The 25846-nt window shown below is 65.0% G+C and carries 21 protein-coding genes; 11 read left to right on the top strand and 10 right to left on the bottom strand.

Going from position 1 to position 25846, the window contains the following annotated elements:
* Positions 1-87 precede the first annotated feature (87 nt).
* From FJV43_RS25785 to FJV43_RS25755, 7 genes are all read left to right on the top strand, one after another.
* Positions 88-759, top strand: a complete 672-nt coding sequence (locus tag FJV43_RS25785) for a DsbA family protein (protein WP_239621867.1) — start codon at positions 88-90, stop codon at positions 757-759.
* 217 nt (positions 760-976) lie between these two features.
* Positions 977-4441, top strand: coding sequence for a chromosome segregation protein SMC (gene smc, locus FJV43_RS25780; protein WP_239621866.1), 3465 nt, complete (start codon positions 977-979; stop codon positions 4439-4441).
* A 130-nt stretch (positions 4442-4571) separates the two neighbouring features.
* Positions 4572-5552, top strand: coding sequence for a small ribosomal subunit Rsm22 family protein (locus FJV43_RS25775; protein WP_239621865.1), 981 nt, complete (start codon positions 4572-4574; stop codon positions 5550-5552).
* A gap of 139 nt (positions 5553-5691) precedes the next feature.
* Positions 5692-6252, top strand: a complete 561-nt coding sequence (locus tag FJV43_RS25770; RefSeq protein WP_239621864.1) for a LemA family protein — start codon at positions 5692-5694, stop codon at positions 6250-6252.
* A gap of 150 nt (positions 6253-6402) precedes the next feature.
* Positions 6403-7608, top strand: a complete 1206-nt coding sequence (locus tag FJV43_RS25765) for a M48 family metallopeptidase (RefSeq protein WP_239621863.1) — start codon at positions 6403-6405, stop codon at positions 7606-7608.
* A gap of 196 nt (positions 7609-7804) precedes the next feature.
* Complete coding sequence (locus tag FJV43_RS25760; RefSeq protein WP_239621862.1) at positions 7805-8557, top strand: hypothetical protein; 753 nt, start codon at positions 7805-7807, stop codon at positions 8555-8557.
* Between the two features lie 60 nt (positions 8558-8617).
* Positions 8618-9286, top strand: a complete 669-nt coding sequence (locus FJV43_RS25755) for a hypothetical protein (protein WP_239621861.1) — start codon at positions 8618-8620, stop codon at positions 9284-9286.
* 37 nt (positions 9287-9323) lie between these two features.
* Here FJV43_RS25755 and FJV43_RS25750 read toward each other — a convergent pair whose 3' ends face one another.
* From FJV43_RS25750 to petA, 6 genes are all read right to left on the bottom strand, one after another.
* The gene (locus FJV43_RS25750) at positions 9324-9863 is read right to left on the bottom strand and encodes an adenine phosphoribosyltransferase (protein ID WP_018323310.1); all 540 of its coding nucleotides are present in this window, start codon (positions 9861-9863) and stop codon (positions 9324-9326) included.
* Between the two features lie 135 nt (positions 9864-9998).
* Complete coding sequence (locus tag FJV43_RS25745) at positions 9999-12164, bottom strand: anthranilate synthase component I (RefSeq protein ID WP_239621860.1); 2166 nt, start codon at positions 12162-12164, stop codon at positions 9999-10001.
* A gap of 229 nt (positions 12165-12393) precedes the next feature.
* Positions 12394-13035, bottom strand: a complete 642-nt coding sequence (locus FJV43_RS25740) for a hypothetical protein (RefSeq protein ID WP_239621859.1) — start codon at positions 13033-13035, stop codon at positions 12394-12396.
* Positions 13032-13706 (bottom strand): dienelactone hydrolase family protein, encoded by a 675-nt coding sequence (locus FJV43_RS25735; protein ID WP_239621858.1) that lies wholly within the window; start codon positions 13704-13706, stop codon positions 13032-13034. The genes FJV43_RS25740 and FJV43_RS25735 overlap by 4 nt, the downstream gene beginning before the upstream one ends.
* 211 nt (positions 13707-13917) lie before the next feature.
* Positions 13918-15990, bottom strand: coding sequence for a cytochrome b/c1 (fbcH, locus tag FJV43_RS25730; protein ID WP_239621857.1), 2073 nt, complete (start codon positions 15988-15990; stop codon positions 13918-13920).
* 62 nt (positions 15991-16052) lie between these two features.
* A complete protein-coding gene (gene petA, locus FJV43_RS25725; RefSeq protein ID WP_061878522.1) occupies positions 16053-16583 on the bottom strand; it encodes a ubiquinol-cytochrome c reductase iron-sulfur subunit in 531 nt (176 codons plus the stop codon).
* A 278-nt stretch (positions 16584-16861) separates the two neighbouring features.
* On the opposite strand from petA, the gene FJV43_RS25720 reads away from it, so the two are divergent.
* The 4 genes from FJV43_RS25720 to FJV43_RS25705 are packed head-to-tail and all read left to right on the top strand — an operon-like array spanning position 16862 to position 19627.
* Positions 16862-17320: a tRNA (cytidine(34)-2'-O)-methyltransferase gene (locus tag FJV43_RS25720; RefSeq protein ID WP_061878523.1), complete on the top strand. Its 459-nt coding sequence runs from the start codon at positions 16862-16864 to the stop codon at positions 17318-17320.
* Between the two features lie 18 nt (positions 17321-17338).
* On the top strand, positions 17339-17971 hold the full coding sequence (gene queE / locus FJV43_RS25715; protein WP_239621856.1) for a 7-carboxy-7-deazaguanine synthase: 633 nt from the start codon (positions 17339-17341) through the stop codon (positions 17969-17971).
* 19 nt (positions 17972-17990) lie between these two features.
* Positions 17991-18878 (top strand): oxygen-dependent coproporphyrinogen oxidase, encoded by an 888-nt coding sequence (gene hemF, locus FJV43_RS25710; protein WP_239621855.1) that lies wholly within the window; start codon positions 17991-17993, stop codon positions 18876-18878.
* Positions 18875-19627, top strand: coding sequence for an HAD family hydrolase (locus tag FJV43_RS25705; RefSeq protein WP_239621854.1), 753 nt, complete (start codon positions 18875-18877; stop codon positions 19625-19627). The genes hemF and FJV43_RS25705 overlap by 4 nt, the downstream gene beginning before the upstream one ends.
* 334 nt (positions 19628-19961) lie before the next feature.
* Here FJV43_RS25705 and FJV43_RS25700 read toward each other — a convergent pair whose 3' ends face one another.
* The 4 genes from FJV43_RS25700 to FJV43_RS25685 are packed head-to-tail and all read right to left on the bottom strand — an operon-like array spanning position 19962 to position 25629.
* Positions 19962-20333 carry a hypothetical protein gene (locus tag FJV43_RS25700; RefSeq protein WP_239621853.1) on the bottom strand — a complete coding sequence of 124 codons (372 nt, stop codon included), beginning with the start codon at positions 20331-20333 and terminating at the stop codon, positions 19962-19964.
* A gap of 30 nt (positions 20334-20363) precedes the next feature.
* Entirely contained in the window at positions 20364-23483 is a 3120-nt protein-coding gene (locus FJV43_RS25695; protein ID WP_239629602.1) for an efflux RND transporter permease subunit, read from the bottom strand.
* Positions 23484-23490: 7 nt separating this feature from the next.
* A complete protein-coding gene (locus FJV43_RS25690; protein WP_239621852.1) occupies positions 23491-25194 on the bottom strand; it encodes an HlyD family efflux transporter periplasmic adaptor subunit in 1704 nt (567 codons plus the stop codon).
* A gap of 51 nt (positions 25195-25245) precedes the next feature.
* Positions 25246-25629, bottom strand: a complete 384-nt coding sequence (locus FJV43_RS25685; RefSeq protein ID WP_239621851.1) for a hypothetical protein — start codon at positions 25627-25629, stop codon at positions 25246-25248.
* Positions 25630-25846 lie beyond the last annotated feature (217 nt).

Below are 25846 nucleotides of genomic sequence, written 5' to 3'. Positions count from 1 at the left end.
GCCATTGCCTCAATCGACGTTTCAAGCTAGCGACAGGCCGTCCGGGCGGGAACCTCGGACGAACCTTACCAATCCCGGGAGCCGACCTTGATCATCACCCGCCGCGCCTTCACCACGATGCTGTCGCTGACCGGGCTTGCCGCGCTCACCGGGCTCCCGCCGCTGCGGTTCGTCTCCGAGGCCATGATCCCTGAAGCCATGGCGCAGTCCGCCGCCGATGTCGCCAAGCCCGTGTCCCTGCCCGACATGGCGCTCGGGCCGAACGATGCCGCCGTCACTATCACCGAATACGCCTCGATGACCTGCCCGCACTGCGCCGCCTTCAACGAGCAGGTGTTCCCGAAGATCAAGAAGGAATACATCGACACAGGCAAGGTGCGTTATATCTTCCGCGAGTTTCCGCTCGACATCAAAGCTGCCGCCGGATCGATGCTGTCGCGCTGCATCGCCAATGGCGACGCGCAGAAATATTTCGCGGTCACCGACATGCTGTTCCGCCAGCAGAACGACTGGGTGCTGAAGAACACCACAGAGACCTTGACGCGGATCGGCAAGCAGGCCGGTCTCACCCAGCAGCAGGTCGAGGCCTGCCTGAAGGACCAGGCGCTGCTCGACAAGATCGCCGCTGACCAGAAATATGCCAGCGACGTGCTGAAGGTCGATTCGACGCCGACCTTCTTCATCAACGGCGAGAAGATCAAGGGCGAGGCCTCGTTCGAGGAATTCGCCAAGAAGATCAATCCGCTGCTCAAGAGCTGATTCGCACGCGACAATCCTGATTCGCGCATCTCAAGCCGCATTCTTCCCGACACAAATCCCTTGGGAAAAGCGGCTTTCGCTGGTTGCCCTCGCGGCGCACCGCGGCCATTGTCCAGCCGCATGAGCCGCCTCGCGCGACTCACCCAGACAGCGACATTGCCTTCCATGGTATTGTCCCGGCAGGGAGATTCGCGCCTGCCAACAGAGATGCGTGTTTATGAAAATCACCCGCCTGCGCCTTCACGGCTTCAAGTCCTTCGTTGAGCCCACGGACTTCGTCATCGAGCCCGGCCTGACCGGCGTGGTCGGTCCCAACGGTTGCGGCAAGTCGAATCTCGTCGAAGCGCTGCGCTGGGCGATGGGCGAGACCTCGTACAAATCGCTGCGCGCCGCCGACATGGACGCGGTGATCTTCGCCGGCTCCGGCAACCGTCCCGCGCGCAACCACGCCGAAGTGACGATGACGATCGACAATGCCGATCGTACCGCGCCGGCGGCGATGAACGACAGCCAGCTTCTGGAAGTCTCCCGCCGCATCGAGCGCGAGGCCGGCTCGGTCTACCGCATCAACGGCCGCGACGTGCGCGCCCGCGACGTACAGATCCTGTTCGCGGACGCCGCCACCGGCGCGCGCTCGCCGGCGCTCGTCCACCAGGGCAAGATCGGCGAGATCATCCAGGCCAAGCCGGAACAGCGCCGCCGCGTGCTGGAAGACGCCGCCGGCGTCGCCGGCCTGCACGCCCGCCGTCACGAGGCCGAGCTGCGGCTCAAGGCGGCCGAAACCAACCTCACCCGCGTCGAGGACGTGATCGGCCAGCTCTCCGGCCAGATGGAAGGCCTGAAGAAGCAGGCCCGCCAGGCGGTGCGCTATCGCGAGGTCGCCGCCAAGGTCCGCAAGGCCGAAGCCACGCTGTACCATCTGCGCTGGATCGGCGCGCATGCCGACGTCAACGAGTCCGGACAGACCCACGATCTCGCGGTGCGCGAGATGGCCGAGCGCACCCAGCACCAGGCCGAAGCCGCCCGCATCCAGGCGATCCGCGCCGCCGAAATGCCGGCGCTGCGCGACGCCGAGGCACGCGCCGCAGCCGGGCTCCAGCGCCTGACCAATGCCCGCGAGCAGCTCGACCGCGAGGAAGAGCGCGCCAAGGAGCGCGTCGCCGAGCTCGAGCGGCGCCTCGCGCAGTTCGAAGGCGACATCTCCCGCGCCCAGCAGCAGACCATGGACGCCGACGTCGCCCTGCAGCGGCTCGACGCAGAAGACGCCGAGCTGAAGGAAGAGATCAAGTCGCGCGTCGAGAAGCGCTCCGGCGTCGACGAACGCGTCGCCGAAGCCGAGGCGGTGCTGACCGAAACCGAGCAGAAGTTCGCCGAGCTCACCACCGCGCTCGCCGACCTCACCGCCAAGCGCAACCAGCTCGAGGCCAACGTCCGCACGCACCGCGACAAGCTCGCCCGGCTCGACCAGGAAATCGCGAATGTGGCGGCCGAAGAGCAGAAGCTTGCGCAGGAGACCGGCGGCTTCGGCGATCTCGACGAGCTGACCGCTCTGGTCGAGACCGCGGAGCAGACGCTGGCCGCTTCGGAAGCCGCCGCCCAAGCGAGCGAGGCCGCGCACGTGGCTGCGCGCCAGACGCTGGATTCCTCCCGCTCGCCGCTGGTCGAGGCCGACAAGCGCGTGCAGCGGCTCGAGACCGAGGCGCGCACGATCTCCAAGATCGTCAATGGCGAGACCAAGAATCTGTGGCCGCCGATCATCGACGGCATCAACGTCGACAAGGGCTTTGAAAAGGCGATCGGCGCCGCGCTCGGCGACGATCTCGATGCGCCGATCGACCCGTCGGCGCCGATGCGCTGGACCAATGTCGGACACACCGAAGGCGATCCGGCGCTGCCCGAAGGCGTCGTGCCGCTCGCCAATCACGTGCAGGCGCCGGCCGAGCTGGCGCGCCGCCTGGCGCAGATCGGCGTGGTGCCGCGCGAGCGCGGCGCGGAGCTGGTCTCGCAGCTCAAGACCGGCCAGCGGCTGGTCTCGCCCGAGGGCGACGTCTGGCGCTGGGACGGCTTTGTCGCCGCGGCTCACGCCCCGACCGGTGCCGCCCGCCGCCTTGCCGAGCGCGCCCGCCTCGTCGATATCGAGAACGAGCTGGAGCAGGCCCGCATCGACGCGCAGATCAAGCGGCAGGCGCTGGAGAACGCCGAGTCCGAGCTGCAGATGGCGGCCAGCACGGAAGGCGCTTCGCGCGAAGCCTGGCGCGCCGCGCAGCGCGAGCTCAATGTCGCGCGCGAGCGCCATGCCACCGCCGAGCGCGAGATCAGCCGCCACGCCGCGCGCAAGGCGACATTGTCGGAAGCGCACAGCCGTCTCGCCGCCGACCGCGCCGAAGCCGAGGCCGCCTACGAATACGCCGAAGCCGGCATCTCCGAGCTGCCGTCGAGCGAGGACACCGAAACGCGTCTCGCCGCCGTCCGCAGCGACATCGAAGGCCATCGCCGCATGGCCGCCCAGGTCCGCGCCGAGGCGCAGGCGCTGGCACGCGAAGCCGAGCTCGCCGACCGCCGCGTGCAGGCGATCCTCGCCGAGCGCACCGAGTGGCAGAACCGCAAGGAGAGCGCGGCTTCCCACATCGACACCATCCAGGCCCGCATCGCCGAGCTCACGATCGAGCGCAGCGAGCTCGAGAACGCGCCGGCCGTGTTCGCGGAGAAGCGCAGCGCGCTGATCACCGAGATCGAGTACGCCGAGAACGACCGCCGCATGGCCGCCGACGCGCTCGCTACCGCCGAAAGCGCGATGGCAGAGACCGATCGCGTCGCCAAGCTGACGCTCGAGGCACTGTCGAGCTCCCGCGAGGCCACTGCCCGCGCCGAGGAGCGCATGGAGGGTGCGCGGCGCCGGCTGGAGGATGTCGAGCGCGAGATCCGCGACATGCTCGAGGTCGAGCCGCAGGCGGTCGCCGGCCTTGCCGAGATCGAGCCAGGCGCCGAGCTGCCCCCGCTGCACGACATCGAGGAAGACCTCGAAAAGATGCGGCGTGACCGCGAGCGGCTGGGCGCGGTCAACCTGCGCGCCGAGGAGGAGCTGCGCGAGGTCGAAACCCAGCACACCGGCCTCGTCACCGAGCGGGACGACCTCGTCGAAGCCATCAAGCGGCTGCGCCAGGGCATCCAGAGCCTCAACAAAGAGGCGCGCGAGCGGCTCCTGACCTCGTTCGAGGTCGTCAACAACCACTTCAAGCGGCTGTTCGTCGAGCTGTTCGGCGGCGGCGAGGCCGCGCTGCATCTGATCGAGAGCGACGACCCGCTGGAAGCCGGTCTCGAAATCATCGCCAAGCCGCCGGGCAAGAAGCCGCAGACGCTGTCGCTGCTCTCGGGCGGCGAGCAGGCGCTGACCGCAATGGCGCTGATCTTCGCGGTGTTCCTCACCAACCCCTCGCCGATCTGCGTGCTGGACGAAGTCGACGCGCCGCTCGACGACCACAACGTCGAACGGTACTGCAACCTGCTGCACGAGATGACCAGCTCGACCGACACGCGCTTCATCATCATCACGCACAACCCGATCACGATGGCGCGGATGAACCGCCTGTTCGGCGTCACCATGGCCGAGCGCGGCGTCTCGCAGCTGGTGTCGGTCAGCCTCGCCGAGGCCGTGGACATTCTCGATCAGAATGTGGCGTGAGGCTGCTCTCGTCCTCCACCCATTGACGTCATCATCCGCGAAGGCGGATGATCCAGTACGCCGTGACATCTCGGTTTACGGCACTGTTTCGGAGTACTGGATGCCCCGCCTTCGCGGGGCATGACCGCGGATGATGATCGCCCCCACCCTCCCCGCTGAACTCAAAGCCGCCCTCGACGGCAAGCTGCAAGGCTTCTCCCGCACCGACGCGGCACAGCGGTCGCAGAAGATCTCGACCACCTATCGCGCCGGCGGCGGCTCCGGCGCGATCAAGTCGGAGGCCGATGCCCTCGCCTACGCGCTGGCGCGCATGCCGGCGACCTATGCGGCGGTGGCTGCGAGCCTGAATGCGCTCGCCGAGATCGCGCCCGACTTCGCCCCGGAAACGCTGCTCGACGTCGGCGCGGGCCCGGGCACCGCGAGCTGGGCGGCCGCGGAGGCGTTTCCGTCGCTGCAGGATTTCACGCTGCTCGACGCCAATGCCACGCTGAGCCGGCTCGCGCTCGAGCTGGCACGCGGCAGCTCGCGATTGGCGGAGTGCCGCTATTTGCCCGGCGATGCCGGCGGAAACCTTGCAGAGGTCTCGCAAGCCGATCTTGTCATCGCCAGCTACGTCATCGGCGAACTCGGTGAGACCGAGCAGCGCGCGCTCACCGAGGCCATGTGGGCCAAGGCGCGCCACGCGCTGGTCGTGATCGAGCCCGGCACGCCCGCCGGCTACGCCCGCATTCTCGCACTGCGCCAGCAGCTGATCGCGGCCGGCGCCTACGTCGCCGCGCCCTGCCCGCACGAAAGGTCGTGCCCGCTCATTGCGCCCGATTGGTGCCATTTCAGCCAGCGCCTGCCGCGCTCGCAGGCGCACCGCCAGATCAAGGGTGCCGAGGTGCCGTTCGAGGACGAGCGCTTCATCTACGTCGCCTTGACCCGCGCGCAGCCCAATACGCGCGCGGCGCGCGTGCTGGCCCCGCCGGATGTCGGCAAGGCCGAGATCACGGCAAAGCTCTGCAGCCAGGGCGGCGTTGAACTTGCGAAGGTGCCCCGCCGCGACAAGACCGCCTATGCACGTGCCCGGCGCTGGCGCTGGGGTGATGCCGTCATTGCCGAAAGTTAACCCTGTCAAGGGCTTTCACCTTGAACTCGGATGGCTCCCGATCCGACGAAGTCTAACCTCCCCTCTGCGTCGGGCTCTCATCCTGCGCCAATTTGGTCTACCCTAAGCGCTCGTCTTCTTCCCTCTTCAGGAGTTCTCCATGTCGACCGGCTGGATCGTTCTCGGCGTCATCGTCGTCCTCGTGCTGTTCGCCTTCAGCGCCTATAACCGCCTGGTGGCGCTGAGCCAGCGCGTCGGCCAGGCCTTTGCCGATATCGACGTGCAGCTCAAGCAGCGTCACGACCTGGTCCCGAACCTGGTCGAGACCGTGAAGGGCTACGCCTCGCACGAGCGCGGCACGCTCGATGACGTCATCAAGGCGCGCAATTCGGCGATGTCGGCGCAGGGACCGGCCCAGGTGTCCGCGGCCGAGAACCAGCTGTCCGGCGCGCTCGGCCGGCTGATCGCGCTGTCGGAGGCCTATCCCGACCTCAAGGCCAACGCCAATTTCCAGCAGCTCGCCAGCGAGCTCTCCGACCTCGAGAACAAGATCGCGGCCAGCCGCCGTTTCTTCAACAGCGCGGTCCAGGAATACAACACCGGCATCCAGCAGCTGCCCGCCGCCCTGTTCGCCGGCATGTTCGGCTTCACCAAGAAGGACTTCTTCGATCTCGGCGCCAGCCGTACCGAGGTCGAGACCGTACCTCAGGTGAAGTTCTGATCGTCTGACATGTCCATTGTTTTTCTCCGTCATTCCGAGGGGTCGCAAAGCGACGAACCATGTTGCGCAGTTGCGCACCAGGGAATCTCGAGGTTCCGGGTTCACGCCTTCGGCGTGCCCCGGAACGACGGACACTGACAAAGGCGCGTCATGGCCGCGTATGGTCTCTACACGCACATCGCCTCGAACAAGTTTCGTTCGATGCTGCTGCTTGCCGGCCTGTTCATGCTGGTCTACGTGCTGGTCTATGCCGGCGCACTGGTTGCCGAGGTCGTCATCAACGGCAATGGCACGGTCGCCTACTATCTGAGCCGCGCCTTCACCGACCTGCTCAAGGCCGCACCGTTCGCGACGATCGCGGCGGCGCTCTGGACCGTGATCGCCTATTTCTTCCACCAGTCGATGATCGATGCCGTGACCGGCGGCCACGATGTGACCCGGCAGGAGGAGCCGCGGCTCTACAATCTGCTGGAAAACCTCTGCATCTCGCGCGGCATCACCATGCCGAAGCTGAAGATCATGGAGAGCCCGGCCCTGAACGCGTTCGCGACCGGCCTCAATCCGCGGCAATACTCCATCACCGTCACCACCGGTCTCCTCGCCGCGCTGAACGACAAGGAGATCGAGGCGGTGCTGGGCCACGAGCTGACCCACATCAAGAACGGCGACGTGCAGCTCATGGTCGTCGCCGTCATCATTGCCGGCGTGGTCGGATTCTTCGGAGAGTTGTTCTTCCGCCTGTTCACGAACTTCAACTGGAGCTCCGGGGGCTCGGGGTCCTCCTCGTCCCGGTCGTCCTCGTCATCGAGCGACAGCAAGAGCTCCGGCGGCGGCGCGGTGATCGTGATCATCATCGCGATCGTGCTGATCGTGGTGGCCTGGCTGCTGTCCCAGGTGGTGAAGCTCGCACTGTCGCGGTCGCGCGAATTTCTCGCCGACGCGGGCTCCGTCGAGCTGACGAAAGATCCTGATGCGATGATCTCGGCGTTGCGCAAGATCGAAGGCCGCGGCGAGCTGCCTGGCGCGACCTCGGCGGTGATGGAGCTCTGCGTCGACAATCCACGCGAGGGCTTTGCCGATTTGTTCGCGACCCATCCCTCGGTGCAGTCCCGGGTCGATGCGCTGGTCAAGTTCGCCGGCGGCCACGACCCCGGTCCGCTGCCAGACCCCGCAGAAGAGACGGATCCCCCCGAGACGGAACAACCCGAGGCACAAGCCAACCCGCAGGATGCGCAGCCGCCGCCGCACGGGCCGTGGAACGACGCAGGCAACCCGGCTGGACCACCACCCGTGCCGGCTCCAGGCCCCTCAGGAGCTCCGGCGGGCAATGCGATCGGACCTTGGGGCCGCCATTGAGCGCGTGATTTACCGCTACACGCGGCGGTTTTCCGGGTGATCCGGAAAAACCACTGGAATTGCCGCAACTGCGGCCCAAGGAATTGAATTCTCCCTTGTTTCTGCCATGTTCGCGCCCAACAGCAGACTCGGGACATCGATCTGGGGCCCGGCCGATTGCGACCTCGCGATCGGGGGCGCGCGTTAGGGGACAGCAATGGCAAAGCCGGCAGTGGTTGTGGTGGGCGCGGACAAGGGCGGGGTCGGCAAGACCACGGTGTCGCGGACCTTGCTCGATTATTTCTCAGCCAACAACGTGCCGACCCGGGCGTTCGACACGGAGTCCCCGCGCGGAACCCTGAAGCGCTTCCACCCTGATATCACCGAGATCGTCGACATGACGACGACGGCGGACCAGATGAAGATCTTCGACACGCTCAATGCGGTGAGCCCGTCGGTGACCGTGATCGACGTCCGCGCCGGCCTGCTCTCGCCGGCCCTCGCCTCGCTGCGCGACATCGGCTTCCTCGATGCCGCCAAGGCCGGGCAGATCACCTTTGCCGTGTTCCACATCCTGGGCCCCTCGATCGCCTCGCTGGAGGAGATCGCCGAGACCGCGGGCTTCATGAGCGGCGCGAAATATTTCCTGGTGAAGAACTTCATCAACGACACCCAGTTCTTCCAGTGGGACCAGGCGACCTACAATTCCTATTTCCACCGCATCAAGGACGCGACCGAGCTGACCATCCCCAAGCTCAACGAAATGGCCTATGAGCAGGTCGAGGTCTCCTCCGTCCCGTTCCTGAAATTCGTCGCCAACAAGGGCATCAACGACGAGGCCGCCAACTACTCCTTCGTGCTGCGCGGCTATGTCCGGCACTGGCTGGCCAATGTCTGGAGCGAGTTCGACCGCATCCGGCTGACCGACATCGTCGGTTCGAAGCCCGCGACCCGCAACAGCGAAAAATAGTTGCGCAGTCCGGGCGGATACGGCTGGATTGGGTGGTGAGTTGGCCTGATATAGCTGCCGATGCCCGCGACACCCGTCTACATCATCTGTTCGCCCCGCCCGCAGGTCGGCAAGACCCTGCTGGCGCGGCTCCTCAGCGAATTCCTGCTGCTCAAGAACGGCAACGTGGCGGCCTTCGACGTCAACCTGAAGGAGCCGTCGCTGCTCGACTATCTGCCGAAGGTCACGGAAACCGCGGACGTGATCGACACCTACGGCAAGATGCAGCTGATGGACCGCGTCATCCTCGATGACGGCGTCGCCAAAGTGATCGACCTCGGCTTCCACGCGTTCGACGAGTTCTTCAAGATGACCGACGAGATCGGCCTGTTGAAGGAGGCGGCGCGCCGCCATGTCGCACCGCAGATCCTGTTCGTCGCCGACACCGACCGCGCCTCGGCCCGCGCCCATGAGATGCTGCGCGGGCAGATTCCGCGCATGAACCTGATCACTGTGGACAACGAATATGTCGTGCGCGGCGAGTTGCCGCCCGCGATGGAAGGCGGCCGGCTGTTCCGCCTGCCCGCGCTGCCCGGCTTCCTCAAGACCTATATCGACCGGCTGAGCTTCTCGTTCACCGGCTATCTGCGCCAGGAAAAGGACGCCTCGACTGAGCTGCACCAGTGGACCCGGCGGAACTACATCGCCTTCCGGGAACTCGAGCTCAGCCTGATCCTGCAGCGGTCCTGATCGCAATCCATCCGGGCGTATCCTCCGCCCGTCCCGCTCAATGCCCCTCGAACGTCATCAGCGTGCGCACCGGCACGTCCATGGCGCGCAGCTTGGCGGCGCCGCCGAGCTCGGGCAGGTCGATGATGAAGCAGGCGGCGACGACGTTGGCCCCGATCTGACGCAGCAGCTTCACCGCGCCCTCGGCGGTGCCGCCGGTGGCGATGAGGTCGTCGACCAGGATGACGCGTTCACCTGGCTGGATCGCGTCGACATGCATCTCCATCTCGTCGATGCCGTATTCCAGGGAATAGGCGATGCGCACGGTGGTGTGCGGCAGCTTGCCCTTCTTGCGGATCGGCACGAAGCCGGCCGAAAGCTGGTGCGCCACCGCGCCACCGATGATGAAGCCGCGCGCCTCCATGCCGGCGACCTTGTCGATCTTGTTGCCGGCCCAGGGATTGACGAGTTCGTCCACCGCGCGGCGGAACGCGCGCGCGTCCGCGAGCAGGGTCGTGATGTCGCGGAACATGATGCCCGGCTTGGGATAGTCGGGGATGGTGCGGACGCTCGCCTTGATGTCGTGGTCAAAAGTCATTCGTTTCTCGTTTCGTTGTCATTCCGGGGCGGCTCGAAGGGCCGAACTCCGGTGCGCAATTGCGCACCTGAGAACCTCGAGATTCCGGGTTGGATGCTGCGCATCGCCCCGGAATGACGAGCATGAAGCATGCACTCAATTCGCCCCCGCTTCCAGCCGGAAGGCATTTTCGACAATACGCAAGCCCACCTCGCCGCCGAGCGACATCAGCGATTCCGGATGAAATTGCACGCCCGCCACCGGCAGGGTCTTGTGCTCGAGCGCCATGGCGACGCCGTCCTCGGTGCTGGCGGTGACAGACAACACCTCCGGCATGCTGTCGCGCTCGACATAGAGCGAGTGATAGCGGCCGATGACGATCTCGTTCGGCAAATTGCGCATCAAGCGCCCGCCGCGCACCTGGACCCGCGACGGTCGGCCGTGGGCGGGATGGGTGAGCTGGCCGAGCTCGCCGCCAAAATATTCACCGATCGCCTGCACGCCGAGGCAGACGCCGAATACCGGCAGCTTGTTCTCCAGCGCCGCATCGATGGTCTTCTTGATCCCGAAATCTTCGGGCCTGCCGGGGCCCGGCGACAGCACCAGCAAATCCCACATCTTCTGCTTGAGCATGTCGAGCGCATGCACATAGCGCACCACGGTGACGCTGGCGCCGACCTGGCGGAAATAGTCGGCGAGCATGTGCACGAAGCTGTCGTCGTGGTCGATCAGCAGCACCTGCTTGCCCGAGCCGGTGGCATCGGGTGCAAAGGTCGACAGCGGCTTTGGCGGATCGCCGCGCAGCGCCTGGAACAGCGCCGCAGCCTTGACTTGGCACTCGCGGTCCTCCGCGGCAGGATCGGAATCGAACAGGCAGGTGGCGCCGACGCGCACCTCGGCAAGCCCATCTTTCATGCGGATGGTGCGGATGGTGAGGCCGGTGTTGATGCTGCCGTCGAAATTCACCGCGCCGATCGCCCCCGCATACCAGCGCCGCGGCGAGCGCTCGTGATCCTCGACGAACTGCATCGCCCAGAGCTTTGGCGCGCCTGTAACGGTCACCGCCCAGGCATGGGTGAGGAAAGCGTCGAGCGCGTCGAAGCCGGGGCGAAGCATGCCCTCGACATGATCGACGGTGTGGAACAGCTTTGAGTAAGTCTCGATCTGGCGGCGCGCCAGCACCTTGATCGTGCCCGGCACGCAGACGCGCGCCTTGTCGTTGCGATCGACGTCGGTGCACATGTTGAGCTCGAACTCGTCCTTTTCCGAGTTCAGCAGCTGGCGGATCTGCTCGGCATCGCCGATCGCGTCGGCGCCGCGCGCGATCGTGCCCGAGATCGGGCAGGTCTCGACCCGGCGACCGTCCGAGCGCACGAACATTTCCGGCGAAGCCGAGACCAGAAACTCTCCCTCTCCGAGATTCATCAGCGCGCCATAGGGCGACGGGTTGATGACGCAGAGCCGCTGGAACACTTCGGCCGGCGAGCGGTCGCAAGGCTCGGCGAAGAGCTGCCCCGGCACGGCTTCGAACAGATCGCCCCGCGCGAAGGCCGCGCGCGCGGTCTCGACGGTGGCCTGATATTCGCCAGGCGCGTGATCGGCGAAGCCCTGGCGCGGCGTCTTCAAGTACGGGCTGTCGGCGGTCTCGCGCGGCAGGCCCTCGGTGGATTTGCCGTTCCATGCGAAGTCGTACGAGAGCACCACGCCGCGCCCGGTGGCGCGGTCATAGGCCAGCAGGCGATCGGGCACATAGAGCACGATGTCGCGCTGGTCGGCCTCGCGCGGGCGCTTCTGCACGAGATCCTCGATCTGGAAGACGAGGTCGTAGGCGAAGGCGCCGAACAGGCCGAGCAGCCCGTCATCATTGGCGTAGAAGGCGGCGACGAGATCACGCACCAGCGACATCACGCTGGCGCGCCGCGTGCGCTGGTCCTCCTCGACCGGCGCATCGCCGCGGATGATGTGGCCGGCAAGGCGCGTGGCCGACTTCTCGGAGATCACCACGCAGGGCTCGCGCAGCACGTCGCCGAGGAAGGCGATCAGCACCTGCCCGCGGTCGTTCAGCGCTTCCAGCTTGAAATTGACGCCCACAGTCTCGAGCTTGAGCGGCGGGTCGGAGAAGCCGAGATCGAAGCTCTCATAGCGGCCCGGCACGGTCGTGCCCGAGGACAGCACCACGCCGCGGCGGCGGTCGAGTAGGTTGACGAGGTCGTCGAGCCTGTTGGCGCCGCCGGTAAACTGCTCCGCCACGCGCGTGATCGCAAGACCCGCGCGGGTCACATAGTCGCTTCGGGCCGGGAGGGCAAAGACGGTCCTGTTCATGGGGTCCTCTTACGAAACTTGCCGAGGGAACGCCACACAGGACAAACGATCAGGCCGCCGCGCTGTGCTGGCGACCTCAGACGATTTGGGAAAGGAAAATCGCACCGGCCACCTCTTCAGGAGGTGCGCCACCAAAGACGGGCTGGGCGGACGGCGGTGCTCATGGGCGGATACTCACCATGGCGGACGGACGACGTCAAGAGCCGCTTGTTGGGAGCCGAGTTGCCGACTATTGCACGCCGGGGTCAGGCTGACGGCCGAACTTGCGCCTCTTCCGATCCCATTTCAGGATCGAAAAGTCGTCGCACTGCATGCATGTCAAGACGACGATGCTGCTGTCCTTTCCCTTCTGCAAGGCACCGAATTGACGGTCCTCGCGCACCGCGCTCACAAAGCGGATATTCGGCGTCCCAACGGTCGGCTGGTCCAGGATCAGGATGAACCTGCCCTTCGGACCTGCGCATTCCTGGAAGACGCCGACCAACGCGACCTGTCTGGTGGCCGTCCCGTCGAACTGGCCTTCGATCGCGAAGGACAGTTTACTCTCCTCCATCGCATCCGTGCCGTCCTCGAAGAGCAAGTCCCTGGGAATGAGGTCCTTGCGGAATTCGGTCGCCTTGCACCAGTTCTTGCGGATCTGGTTCGCCGGAATGCCGCGAACCTCGGTCGTGAACGGATGGAAATCCGCAATGAGCCACCAGGCCTCCTTCTTGGGATCGCCGTGCAGCGTCACGAAAGCCTGCTGCGCCATTGCGTGAGTCGCCGCCCCCAGGAGCAGGCCGACAGCGGCCACGCTCGTTCGCACGATCCGGCCAACGAGGCGGTGCGAGAAAGACGAGGTCGACATGCCGGCTGCCTTCTTTCGCATCATCCCAGATGCTTCCGGAAAAACTCCGTCGCCCTGCCCCAGGCGAGCTCGGCGGCTTCGCGGTCGTGCACGGCCTGGCGCTGCTCGTTGACGAAGGCGTGCTCGGCATCATAGCGGAACAGCTCCAGCGACTTGCCGGCGGCCTTCATGGCCTTTTCGAAGCCATTGACCAGCTCCGGCGTGCACCAATCGTCCTTGTTGGCGAAGTGAGCCTGGAGCGGGATACTGACGTCGGCGGGCTTGGCCGCCTGCTCGGGCGGAATGCCGTAGAACACGACACCGGCCGCGAGCTCCGGAATCTTGGTCGCGCCGATGATGGTCACGGCGCCGCCGAGGCAGAAGCCGGTCAGGCCGACCTTGGCGCCGTTGCGCGCAAGATATTGCGCGGCGCCACGCACCGTCTGCGTCGTCGCGTCCATGAAGTCGAGGGAGCTCATCTCCTTGTTGGCGGAATCGGTGTCGTGATAGGGCACGACCTTCCCCTTGTAGAGATCGGGCGCCAGCGCGTCGAAGCCGGCCAGCGCAAAGCGGTCGCACAGGCCCTTGATCTGGTCCGACAGCCCCCACCATTCCTGGATCACGACCACGCCCGGCGCGTTGCCGCGCGCCGCATTGGCGAGATAGCCCGAGGCGTCCTTGCCGTCCGGTCGCTTGAAGGTGATGGCGGTTCCCATGGTGTCCTCCGGTGATTGGGGAGCGGTTGGCGGTATTTTGGCGGGTGCGGACGCGTGAAGCAATCCTCACTCGCGTCATTCCGGGACGGTGCGCAGCACCGAACCCTGAATCTCCAGATTCCGGGTTCGCGCTATCGCGCGGCCCGGAATGACCACTCAACAAAAAGCCCCCTCACGGGGGCTCTTTCTTTTCTCGTTCGTCTTGCACCGCTCAGTGCGAGGCGGCCCAGACCTTCTTCTTGGTGAAATACATCAGGCCCGCGAAGATGATCAGGAACACGAAGACCTGGAAGCCGAGGCGCTTGCGCGCTTCCATGTGCGGCTCGGCCGTCCACATCAGGAACGTGGTGACGTCCTTGGCGTACTGGGCGACCGTGGCCGGCGAGCCGTCGTCATAGGTCACCTGGCCGTCGCTGAGCGGCTTCGGCATCTTGATGGCATGGCCCGGGAAGTACCTGTTGAAGTAGGAGCCCTCCGGGATGGTGACGCCCTCCGGCACCTTGTCCTCATAGCCCTGGAGCAGCGCGGCGACATAGTCAGGCCCCTGCTCCTGATACTGGGTGAAGGCGTCGAAGATGAACCAGGGGAAGCCGCGCTTGTAGGAGCGCGCCTTGGTAATCAGGGACAGGTCGGGCGGCGCCGCACCACCGTTCGCCGCACGCGCAGCCTGCTCGTTCGGGAATGGCGAGGGGAAATAGTCCGCCGGCCGGCCCGGCCGCTCGAACATGTCACCCGCATCGTTCGGACCGTCCTTGACCTTGTACTCGGACGCAAACGCCGACGCCTGCGCCACCGAATAGCCGGGCCCGCCGGCCTCGGCGAGGTTGCGGAAGGCGACGTAGGACAAGCCGTGGCAACTGGAGCAGACCTCCTTGTAGACCTTCAGGCCACGCTGCAGCGCCCCGCGGTCAAACGTCCCGAAAGGGCCCGAGAACGACCATTTGTTGCCGGGCGGCGTATCGCTGCCTTCAGATGCTTTCGCGCTGTCGATCGAGCCCGCGAACAACGAACCGGCGAGCGCCAGCACGATCGCGGTCGAGACCATCGGCGTCGACCTGCTCCCGGTCTTGGCCAGCACTGCATCCGAGATCGAGTTCGGCACCGGCCGCGGCTTCTCGATGCGCGCGAGCAGCGGCAGCACGATCAGGAAGTAGGCGAAGTAGCAGACCGTCAGGACCCGGCCGGCAATGACGTAGATGCCCTCCGGCGGCTGTGCACCGAGATAGCCGAGCAGGATGCAGACCGCGACGAAGATCCAGAAGAACTGCTTGGCGAGCGGACGGTACTTCGACGACCTGGTCTTGGCGCCGTCGAGCCAGGGCAGGAAGCACAGGATGATGATCGCCCCGAACATCGCGATGACGCCAGCGAGCTTGTCCGGAATCGAGCGCAGGATCGCGTAGAACGGCAGGTAATACCATTCCGGCACGATGTGCGGCGGCGTCACGCCCGGGTTCGCCGGAATGTAGTTGTCGGCGTCGCCGAGATAGTTCGGCATGTAGAAGATGAACCAGGCGTACAGCAGCAGGAAGCAGGCGACGCCGAACATGTCCTTGATGGTGGCATGCGGCGTGAACGGCACCGTGTCCTTTTCCGTCTTCGGCTCGACGCCGTCAGGATTGTTCTGGCCGGCGACGTGCAGCGCCCAGACGTGGAGCACGACGACGCCCGCGATCACGAAGGGCAGCAGATAGTGCAGCGAGAAGAAGCGGTTCAGCGTCGGGTTGCCGACCGAATAGCCACCCCACAGCAGCGTCACGATGCTCTCGCCGACATAGGGAATGGCCGAGAACAGATTGGTGATGACGGTGGCGCCCCAGAAGCTCATCTGGCCCCAGGGCAGCACGTAGCCCATGAAGCCGGTCGCCATCATCAGGAGGTAGATGATGACGCCGAGGATCCACAGCACCTCGCGCGGCTCCTTGTACGAGCCGTAGTAGAGACCGCGGAACATATGGACGTAGACGGCGACGAAGAACATCGAGGCACCGACCGCGTGCATGTTGCGCAGCAGCCAGCCGTAGTTCACGTCGCGGACGATCAGCTCGACCGACTTGAAGGCGAGGTCGGCATTCGGCGTGTAGTGCATCGCCAGAATCACGCCGGTCAGGATCTGTATCCCCAGCATGAAGGAGAGGATGGCACCGAAGGTCCACCAGTAGTTCAGGTTGCGAGGGGTGGGATAGGCGACGAAGGAGGAGTGGATGAGACCAAAGATCGGCAGACGCCGCTCGATCCATTGCAGGGCCGGATTGCTCGGCTGGTAGTCGGATGGTCCGCTCATGATGCGATCCTGAGGAAATAGTACGACGAGACGGCGCGAAGCTTCGGACGAAAGTCCGAAGCTCAGCCGATCTGGATTTTGGTGTCGGAAACGAACTGGTACGGCGGCACGGCCAGGTTCGAGGGCGCAGGGCCCTGGCGGATGCGGCCGGACGTATCGTAAACCGAACCATGGCAGGGGCAGAAGAACCCGTCGTAACTGCCTTCATGAGCGATCGGGATGCAGCCGAGATGGGTGCAGATGCCGATCACGACCAGCCATTGATCGTGACCGGACTTGACCCGGGCCTCGTCGGTCTGCGGATCGGGCAGGCTCGCCACGTTGACGGCGCGCGCTTCCTCGATCTGCTTCTTGGTGCGGTGGCTGATGTAGATCGGCTTGCCGCGCCAGAACACCTTGATGTCCTGGCCCTCGGCGATCGGGCTGAGATCGACCTCGATCGGCGCACCGGCGGCGATGGTCGAGGCGTCAGGATTCATTTGGGAGATGAAGGGCCAGAGCGCAGCCGCGCCCCCTACTGCTGCAGCTGCCCCCGTTGCAACGAATAAGAAATCACGGCGTGTCGGATGGTCCGCCGAAGACGCTGTCGTCACGATTCCAACCCTTTCTTCTTGTGCTACCGGTGGAACCGCTCCGAGGGGCGCCCAAGAGGTCCCCGGAAAGGCTGCCGGCGCCCGCGGCCCCCCGCGGCGGCAGAACTTCGCTTGTCCACCTCTAAACGGGTGAAACAGCAGTCCAGAATCGTTCTATTGGCACCCTTGCCGGGCGAGCGCAAGCCCGCTAACGGCGTGGGAGCGTGCCATGCACGAATTCCCGGGCGGGCGATGTTTTATTGAGACATTCCCGCCCGCATCGACCCCCGACACAGCTCATGCAGATAGCGCTTTTTCAGCCTGACATCGCTCAGAACACCGGCACGATTCTCAGGCTTTGCGCCTGTCTGGGCATGGACGCCCATATCATCGAACCTGCGGGCTTCCCCGTCTCCGACCGCTTGTTCCGCCGGGCGGGAATGGATTACCTCGACCATGTCCGGCTGACCCGCCACGACTCCTGGTCGAAATTCGAGGACTGGCGCGCGGCACAGGGCTACCGGCTGCTGCTGTTCACCACCAAGGCTGCGACCGACTACCGCGATTTTCATTACCAGAGGTCGGACATCCTGCTATTCGGACGCGAGAGCGCCGGCGTCACCGACGCGGTGGTGGAGGCCGCCGATGCGCGGCTGGTGATCCCGATCGAGGCGGGGCTGCGGTCGCTCAATGTGGCGATGAGCGCGGCCATGGCCGCAGGCGAGGCGCTGCGGCAGATCCGGAACCCGCAAGTCTGACAGGTTGAGGAGAGACGATTGAGTTACGCGGTCAAGGAGATCTTCCTGACCCTGCAAGGCGAAGGCGCCCATGCCGGGCGTGCGTCCGTGTTCTGCCGTTTTGCCGGCTGCAATCTCTGGAGCGGCCGCGAGGCCGACCGCGCCGACGCGACCTGCAAGTTCTGCGACACCGATTTCGTCGGCACCGATGGCACCCTCGGCGGCCGTTATGCTTCGGCCGTGGAACTCGCGGACACCATTGCCGCGCAATGGACCGCCTCAGGCGGCAATCGCTACGTGGTGCTGACCGGCGGCGAGCCGCTGCTCCAGGTCGATGCCGAGCTGATCGAAGCGCTCCACGCCCGCGGCTTCGAGATCGGCGTCGAGACCAACGGCACGATCCCTGCGCCGATGGGACTCGACTGGATCTGCGTCAGCCCCAAGGGCGGCAGCGAGCTGGTCCTCCGCCAGGGGCACGAGCTGAAGCTGGTCTATCCCCAGGCGCTGGCCGAGCCCGAGGCCTTCGAAGCCCTCGCCTTCGAGCGCTTCTCGCTGCAGCCGATGGATGGGCCCGAGGTCATCAGGAACACCGCGCAGGCGATCGACTACTGCCTGCGCCATCCGCAATGGCGGCTCAGCGTGCAGACGCATAAATCGCTCGGCATCAGATAGGACGCGACCGGGAATGCAGATGGACGCCTCAACGATAGACGACCGCAAGGCCCGCGCCCGCGCCTGGTTCGAGCGATTGCGCGACGACATCTGCGCGAGCTTCGAGCGGCTGGAGGACGACGCACCGCCACGCCTCTATCCCGGCGAAGCCGGCCGCTTCAAGCGCACGCCCTGGGAACGCACCGATCATACCGGCGCGGCCGGCGGCGGCGGGGTGATGTCGATGATGCATGGCCGCCTGTTCGAGAAGGTCGGGGTGCACTGCTCGACCGTGCACGGCGAGTTCGCGCCCGAATTTCGTGCACAGATCCCGGGTGCCGCGGAAGACCCGAAGTTCTGGGCCTCCGGCATCTCGCTGATCGCGCATATGCGCAATCCGAACGTGCCCGCCGTGCACATGAACACCCGCTTCGTCGTCACCACCAAGGCCTGGTTCGGCGGCGGCGCCGACCTCACGCCGGTGCTGGAGCGAAGGCGGACGCAGGAGGATGCCGACACGATCGCCTTCCATGCCGCGATGAAACAGGCCTGTGCGCAGCCGGACGGCGTTGCCGACTACGACAAGTACAAGAGGTGGTGCGATGAGTATTTCTACCTGCCGCACCGCAAAGAGGCGCGCGGCATCGGCGGCATCTTCTACGACTGGCACGACAGCGGCGACTGGGACGCCGACCTCGCCTTCACCCAGGATGTCGGCCGCGCCTTCCTGAAGATCTATCCTGAGATCGTGCGGCGCAATTTCGCGACAAGCTGGACCGCGGAGGATCGCGAGGAGCAACTGATCCGGCGCGGCCGCTATGTCGAGTTCAACCTGCTCTACGACCGCGGCACCATCTTCGGGCTCAAGACCGGCGGCAATGTGGATTCCATCCTGTCGTCGCTGCCCCCGGAGGTGAAGTGGCCATGACCACGATGAAGCTCGCCGTGAGGCCGCTGCCGCGCGCCATGCTGATCGACATGGACGACACCATCCTGTCGGCCTATGGCCGGCCGGAGATCGCCTGGAACACGATCGCGAACGAGTTTGCCGAGGAGCTTGCGCCGCTGCCGCCGGCCGAGGTCGCAACCGCGGTGCTGGCTTTCGCGCGAAACTTCTGGGCGAACGCGGAAGCGGCGTGGCGGATGAAGCTCGCCGAGGCGCGGCACCTGACGGTCAAGGGCGGCTTTGCCGCGCTTGCGGCGGCCGGCCATCGCGCCCTGCCCGACGATCTCGCCGTTCGCCTCGCCGACCGCTTCACCGCCTATCGCGAGGAGGAGATGTTCGTGTTTCCCGGTGCGCACGAGGCGATCGACCAGTTCAAGGCGCTCGGCATCAAGCTCGCGCTGGTCACCAACGGCGCCGCGGACATGCAGCGCGCCAAGGTCGAGCGCTTCGAGCTGGCGCACCGCTTCCACCACATCCAGATCGAAGGCGAGCACGGCTTCGGCAAGCCCGAGGAGCGCGCCTATCTGCACGCCATGCAGGCGCTCGGCGTCACCGCCGAGGAGACCTGGATGATCGGCGACAACCTCGAATGGGAAGTCGTGACGCCGCAGCGTCTCGGCATCTACTCGATCTGGATGGACGTGCATGGCGACGGCCTGCCCGAAGGCTCGACGGTCAAGCCCGACCGCATCATCCGCTCGCTCGGCGAGCTGCTGCCTGACCAGGCGTAACCAGGCAAACCAAAAACTGCGAAAACAACCCCATGCACAGTAGCCGGCTGCTGCAAAATCAATGACTTGCGGATTTAGCGAAATCCGCTTTGACCCGTCGGGCAAAACAGGGGTATGATGTCATCGTCGACATCTCGGCAGTGGTGCGCTTTCAAACGGCCGCCCCCATTTGACCGGACCGATCGGCGCGGAAACTGGAGGCCGGCCGCCAACCGCCGACGGTGGCGCAGGTGAGAGCGGACGAGGTGCTCTGCCTCCGGATGGGCATGGAAGACGATCCGTTCCGCGGGACGCTGCCGCTGGCTGCGCCTCGCCGGGGTCGCCTTCGCACCAACTATTCCGCAGTGTATCTCGCAGTCAGTGAATGACCGTGCAAGCTCGCCGAGAACACCACGATAGCCTTTGGCGACAGCTCGGCCTGCAGCTTTCCCGTCATCATGTTGGGATTGGCCGGCGCAAGCGGAACGGTGACCGTCTTGCCACCATCCTGAATCGTTGCGCGTCCCCGCATATCCTTCGTCGAAAGGGGCGATCCATCGTCGTCTCCGACATAAAAGACTATGTCCGTCCCCTTGCTGACAAATTCGATCGGATGCCCTTGCGATTTGACGACGGGGCCGCCGTTGCTGCCCTTCGTCTGCGCCGCGGCAACGTCCGGCGTAGCGAGGATCACAGCCATCATGGCCAGGAAGATGTATGTTCTCATTGTTGGCTCCTCGATGGTGTTCTGCGCGAATCAGTAGGCTTCCGCGGGGGTGAACGTTGCGACATGTCCGGCCACCAGCCGCGCCAGCGGCTGCTTGCCGAACATCAGAAACAGAATCGGGGTCACGACGGTGTCGAGGATTGTGGCACTGAGCAGGCCGCCGAAGATTGTCACGGCCACGGGATGCAGGATTTCCCGGCCCGGCTCGCTCGCACCGATCAAGAGCGGCGTAAGCGCCAGTCCTGCGCAAAGCGCCGTCATCAAAACGGGGCTCAGGCGTTCCATGCTGCCTCGAAGGACAAGCCCGGTCCCGAAACGCTCGCCTTCATCAATGGCAAGATTGATGTAATGGGAGATCTTCAAGATCCCGTTTCGCGCCGAGATGCCGGCAAGCGTGATGAAGCCGATCATCGACGCCACCGACAGAGGCTGGCCGGATATCTTCAGCGCCGCAACGCTGCCGATCAGGGCCAGCGGTATGCCGCCCATGATGATCAGCGACAGCGCGGTTGATCTGTACCGACTGTAGAGGACGGTGAAGATCATCGTCAGCGACGCCAGCGACAGAATGCCGATTCGCCACGATGCCTCCTGCTGGGCCTGAAAGGCGCCTTCGAGGTTGGTCGTGTAGCCTTGCGGAAAATCAAGCTCGCGGACCGCCATCTGAATGTCCGCAGCGATATCGGCGATGTCGCGACGTCCATCTCCGTTGCCATAGACAACGATCCTGCGCTGGGTCCCCTCCCGCTGAATCTGGTTCGGCCCGTCTGTCTCGACGACTTCGGCCAAAGCGCTCAGCGGAACGAATTCCAGGCCGGTCGGGATGAGCAGATTTTGCAGTCCCGTCGTCGAACGGTCTTGCTCCGACAGACGCATCACGACGTCGAAACGGCGATTGCCATCGACGATCTGGGAGACCTTTCGGCCATTGGACAGCGCGTCGAGCGCCTGGGTGATCGCGGCCGGCGTCAGGCCATGAAGTGCGGCGCGAGCATGGTCGACCTGAACCCGCACTTGCGGAATGAGCACCTGTTTTTCGACCTGGAGATCGACCAGACCGGGAATCGACGATAGTCGTTGGCGCACCGTTTCGGACAGCCGGCGCAACATCTCGATGTCCTGCCCGAAGATCTTGAGCACGATCTGGGCACGAATACCCGACTGGAGATGATCCACGCGGTGGCTGATCGGCTGTCCGATGGCTACCGACGCCGGCAGTGCGGACAGGGCCTCCCGGATGCTCGCATAGATATCCGCCTTCTGCCGTCTGGACGGAACGAGATCGACATCGACCTCGCTGAAGTGCACGCCTTCGGCGTGCTCATCGAGCTCCGCGCGGCCGGTGCGGCGGCCGACCGATTTCACTTCGGGCACCCTTGCGAGCAATTGTTCCGCCAGCAGCCCAAGACGGTTCGATTCCGCGAGCGAAATGCCGGGATTGTACTGCAGCGACAGGACCAGCGTCCCTTCGTTGAAGGGGGGCAGAAAACTGCGGGGCATCTGGCTCGCGCCGTAGCCGGCCACCACGACCGCCGCCGCGACGGAGCCGAGGACCAGGCCGCGCTGCTCGAACGCCCATCCGAGCACCCGCCGATTGGCCTGCTTCAGCTTGGTGACGATCAGGCCCTCGCGGCCGGCGGAGCGAGCTCGTCCCGAAAGCAGATAGTAGGACAGAACCGGCGTTACGGTGATCGATGTCAGCAGTGAAGCAAGGATCGAGACCACATAGGCCACGCCAAGCGGAGTAAACAGCCGCCCTTCGATACCCGGAAGGGCGAACAGCGGCACGAAGACGAGAACGATGATCATGGTTGCATAGACGATGCCGGAACGAACCTCCTGGCTTGCCCCGGAGATCACCTCCAGAACAGGACGCGGCGTGCTCGACGCGGCGTTCTCCCGCAAGCGCCGCAGGATGTTTTCAACATCCACCACGGCATCGTCGACCAGTTCGCCGATCGCGATGGCGAGACCGCCAAGTGTCATGGTGTTGATCGTGAGGCCGAAGGCGCGGAACACCAGGACTGTCACGAGGATCGATATCGGAATGGCCGTCAGCGAAACGAACGCTGCGCGTCCATTCATCAGGAAGACGAACAGGACCACGGCGACGACGATGGCCGCCTCGGCCAGAACCCGCTCGACATTGCCTATCGACGTCTCGATGAACGTGGCCTGACGGAATTGCACGTTGGTGACGTTGATCCCCCCGTGCATGGTGCGTTGCAGCTCCCGGAGCGAGGCTTCGATGTTGCGCGTCAATGCCACGGTATCGGCTGCCGGCTGCTTCATGACGCTGACGATGACGGCGGGCTTGCCGTTGTAACCGGCGTCACCCCGCTTGGTGCGCGCTGCAAAATCCACGGAAGCGACCTGCTTCAACAGGACCGGCTGCTCGCTGCGGGTGACGACGACAGTGTTGCCGAGATCCTCGATGCGCCTGCTGAGTCCGACATTGCGGATCAGATATTCGCGGCCATGCTGGTCAATGAAGCCACCGGCGCTGTTGGTACCGAACTTTGCCACCGCCTGCTCGATCTGCTCGTGGGTGACGCCGAGCGCCTGCATCGTCGCAACGTTCGGCGTCACGCGATACTGGCGGACGTCGCCGCCGATGGGTATCACCTGGGCGACGCCGGGAATGGCGAGAAGCTGAGGCCTGACGACAAAGTCGGCGATCTCGCGCACTTCCATGGGCGAAGCCGTGCCATCGCTCATCAGCGCGATCAGCATGATCTCGCCCATGATCGACGTCACCGGGCCCATCTGGGGATTGACCGAAGACGGCAATTGATCGCGGATCAGTGCCAGCCGCTCCGAGACGAACTGCCGCGCGCGGTAGACGTCGACGCCCCAGTCGAACTCGACATAGACGACCGATAGACCGACGCCCGAGACCGAGCGGACCCGGATGACGCCGGGCATGCCGTTCATTGAGGTCTCGATCGGGAACGTCACCAACTGTTCGACCTCCTGGGGCGCCAGTCCCTCTGCTTCGGTCAGGATGTTCACGGTCGGGCGGTTGATGTCCGGCAGGACGTCGACGGACACGCCCGGCAGGACAAACAGGCCGTAGCCAACCAACACGGCGGCTACCGCCAGCACGAACAGGCGATTGCGCAAACTTGTCTGGACGATGAGCTTGAACATGATCGCTCTACCGGATCTGGTTGATGAGGTCGGTGCCGCGAACGACGATGCGCTCGCCCTCGTTGATGCCGGCCGCCACAATCACGCGCGCCGCGTCGACCGGCAGCACGCGAGCGGGTTTCGGCTCAAAGCGCTCAGGCGCGGTGTGCAGCCAGACGATATTCTCACCGTTGCTGCTCCGAACGACCGCGTTGCGCGGAAAGATCAGGCCAGCCACGGGTGCGCCGCTCTGGACCATCACGTTCAGCGGCTGACCGATGTTGAGGCCCGCCGGCGGCTCCGACATCGCAAACTGAACGACGGATGCATGCTGGCGGAGGGCCCGGCTCGTTCCGACGAAGGTCAGCGCAATCTGCTGCCCGTTAGGGGTCATAGCCGTTGCGGCTTCAGGCTGCTTCAAACCGAGATCGTCATATGCCAATGCCTCGACCCAAAGGCTGCCGGGGTCCGCGATCTGAAACAGGACGTCTTGCGGCTGAACAACCTGCCCCGGCACGACCTTGGCGGACGTGATGATGCCGTCGGTCGATGCGCGCAGCTCCTCAAACCCGGTGCGGGAGTTTCGGACGGTTTCGCGGCGCGCCCGCAGGCCCTCCAATTCGCTTTCGAGGTCGTTGACCTGCCCTTGCGGCACCGCGCCGCGCTCGGCCAGCGGCCTCAGACGCCGCAGCTTGTTCTCCGTGACTGCCATCAACTGTTCGATCTCGCCGACCTTCTCGAGGATCGTCGTGCGGTCCGCGACCGGCAGATGCGGCTCGATCTGGATGAGCAGATCGCCCTTGCGGACGTTCTGTCCGATGCGAGGTATGTCGCCATTGCCCAGAACGACGCGGCCCCCGTAGACGCTTTGCACGATGCTACTGCGGTTCGGGTCGGCAATGACGCGGCCGATCAGCGTGGCAGCGGGTCGAATTGTCTGCGGCTCCGCCGCAGCGGTCCGCACATCGAGCAACCGCTGCGTCGGCTTGGCCGCGAAGACGGTGCCGTCTTGCAGGCGCCGCGGGGCGTCGCTCAACGCGGGAGCATCCGGCGGATTTGGTTGTGTTGCGTTCGTCCGACCCTCGCCGAGCATGATGGCGGCGAGGATGACGAACGCTCCTGCCATCGCGGCGGAAATGGGAGCGGCCGTGCTGCGGCCGCCTCGCCACCAATGAGCGAAGAGAAGGCCGAGTCCCAAGACAGCAAGCGCGGAGGCGGCGACGGCGGTTCGACTTGGGAAAAACCAGCCATGCTCGTGCTTCTGTTCCGGGGGCCGGGCATCGCCGGCACGCGTCGGCACGAGCGAGTCCACCAGCAGATCATTTCCCTTGCTGGCACTGATCGAGAAGATGACTTCAACCGATTCCTGCGGTGTGCCATTCGGGATCGTGGCGGTGTGAACTCCGTTCTGGCTCGGAGCCTCGATCGGGGCGGCGTCGCCGATCATGACTTGCAAGGTAGCGTCCGAAACCGGTTCGTTCGTAACGGCATCGTCAATGAAGACGGAAAGCTTGCCGTCCTTCAGGATGCCGACGATCTCATAAAGGTCGGAGCGCGCGGCTACCCTCGGATAGGCTGATGACACAATCGCCGGATTGTCGGCATCGCCGTGATCGTGGCCTTCATGGGCAAGAGCGCCTGAGACACCAAAGAACAGGCTCGCCAGGCAGACAAACCCGGCCAGCCAAAGGGTTGCGAGCCGCCCTCTCGGGCAGCGCTGATTCATGAACATGGAGAATTCCTTCAGGCAAGCGAAAGGGCGGCGGCCAAAGGGCCGCCCCGACTACGCGATGCTGAAGGTACTTGGTGGCCGGATGAGTGCTTCAGGACTCACCCCGACAATGGCGCGCGCAAAAGGAAATTCGACAGCGCCGAGCACTTTGAAGGAACTCAGCAGGTGAATGGCCTGCGGTGAGGCGATCGAGGGACCAAACATGTCCCAAAGCACGCTTGGAGTGCCCTCGTCGTCATGATCGGGCCCATCATGTACGTGACCTTCCGCGTCGTCGTCCGCGTGAGAATGCACGTGGCCTGCCAACTGATCGTGGAAATGCAGGGAACCGCCCAGCATAACGGAAGGCATCGGCATGGCGCCAGCTGCCGCCTTCACCCGCGAGACCGAAATCAGGGCCACCTGGAGCACAAATGCCCCCATCGCCAGGAACATGGCCGTTCTGGCGAGTTGACGAAGACGTTGGACCACACCGTGCTGCACGGCAAAAGGCTAGATGATCCTGCCTGCGACTTCAAGGCGACGTTCCGCGCAGAAGCATCGCATGAAAGGTGCTGCAGGCAAGCTTCTCCGCTCGCATCGACGACCTGCCGCCGCCCGACATCCGACAGCCCGCGACCCACACTTGACGGGCAATCCGGCTCGCTGAAGC

This window comes from Bradyrhizobium sp. I71, assembly GCF_022354745.1.
In the GTDB taxonomy this organism is placed as follows: Bacteria; Pseudomonadota; Alphaproteobacteria; order Rhizobiales; family Xanthobacteraceae; genus Bradyrhizobium; species Bradyrhizobium liaoningense.
The sequence above is the reverse complement of the archived record's forward strand: the minus strand, read 5'-3'. Positions and strand labels throughout refer to the sequence as shown.

Excerpts from the sequence above, each read along its gene's own strand:
- FJV43_RS25695 (WP_239629602.1), bottom strand. The coding sequence starts at position 23,483 with ATGTTCAAGCTCATCGTCCAGACAAGTTTGCGCAATCGCCTGTTCGTG.
- FJV43_RS25760 (WP_239621862.1), top strand. The coding sequence starts at position 7,805 with ATGGCAAAGCCGGCAGTGGTTGTGGTGGGCGCGGACAAGGGCGGGGTC.
- FJV43_RS25700 (WP_239621853.1), bottom strand. The coding sequence starts at position 20,333 with ATGAGAACATACATCTTCCTGGCCATGATGGCTGTGATCCTCGCTACG.
- FJV43_RS25775 (WP_239621865.1), top strand. The coding sequence starts at position 4,572 with ATGATGATCGCCCCCACCCTCCCCGCTGAACTCAAAGCCGCCCTCGAC.
- FJV43_RS25705 (WP_239621854.1), top strand. The coding sequence starts at position 18,875 with ATGACCACGATGAAGCTCGCCGTGAGGCCGCTGCCGCGCGCCATGCTG.
- FJV43_RS25745 (WP_239621860.1), bottom strand. The coding sequence starts at position 12,164 with ATGAACAGGACCGTCTTTGCCCTCCCGGCCCGAAGCGACTATGTGACC.
- FJV43_RS25685 (WP_239621851.1), bottom strand. The coding sequence starts at position 25,629 with ATGTTCCTGGCGATGGGGGCATTTGTGCTCCAGGTGGCCCTGATTTCG.
- smc (WP_239621866.1), top strand. The coding sequence starts at position 977 with ATGAAAATCACCCGCCTGCGCCTTCACGGCTTCAAGTCCTTCGTTGAG.
- FJV43_RS25740 (WP_239621859.1), bottom strand. The coding sequence starts at position 13,035 with ATGATGCGAAAGAAGGCAGCCGGCATGTCGACCTCGTCTTTCTCGCAC.
- FJV43_RS25735 (WP_239621858.1), bottom strand. The coding sequence starts at position 13,706 with ATGGGAACCGCCATCACCTTCAAGCGACCGGACGGCAAGGACGCCTCG.
- FJV43_RS25720 (WP_061878523.1), top strand. The coding sequence starts at position 16,862 with ATGCAGATAGCGCTTTTTCAGCCTGACATCGCTCAGAACACCGGCACG.
- FJV43_RS25765 (WP_239621863.1), top strand. The coding sequence starts at position 6,403 with ATGGCCGCGTATGGTCTCTACACGCACATCGCCTCGAACAAGTTTCGT.
- FJV43_RS25690 (WP_239621852.1), bottom strand. The coding sequence starts at position 25,194 with ATGTTCATGAATCAGCGCTGCCCGAGAGGGCGGCTCGCAACCCTTTGG.
- FJV43_RS25770 (WP_239621864.1), top strand. The coding sequence starts at position 5,692 with ATGTCGACCGGCTGGATCGTTCTCGGCGTCATCGTCGTCCTCGTGCTG.
- FJV43_RS25750 (WP_018323310.1), bottom strand. The coding sequence starts at position 9,863 with ATGACTTTTGACCACGACATCAAGGCGAGCGTCCGCACCATCCCCGAC.
- hemF (WP_239621855.1), top strand. The coding sequence starts at position 17,991 with ATGGACGCCTCAACGATAGACGACCGCAAGGCCCGCGCCCGCGCCTGG.
- FJV43_RS25755 (WP_239621861.1), top strand. The coding sequence starts at position 8,618 with ATGCCCGCGACACCCGTCTACATCATCTGTTCGCCCCGCCCGCAGGTC.
- fbcH (WP_239621857.1), bottom strand. The coding sequence starts at position 15,990 with ATGAGCGGACCATCCGACTACCAGCCGAGCAATCCGGCCCTGCAATGG.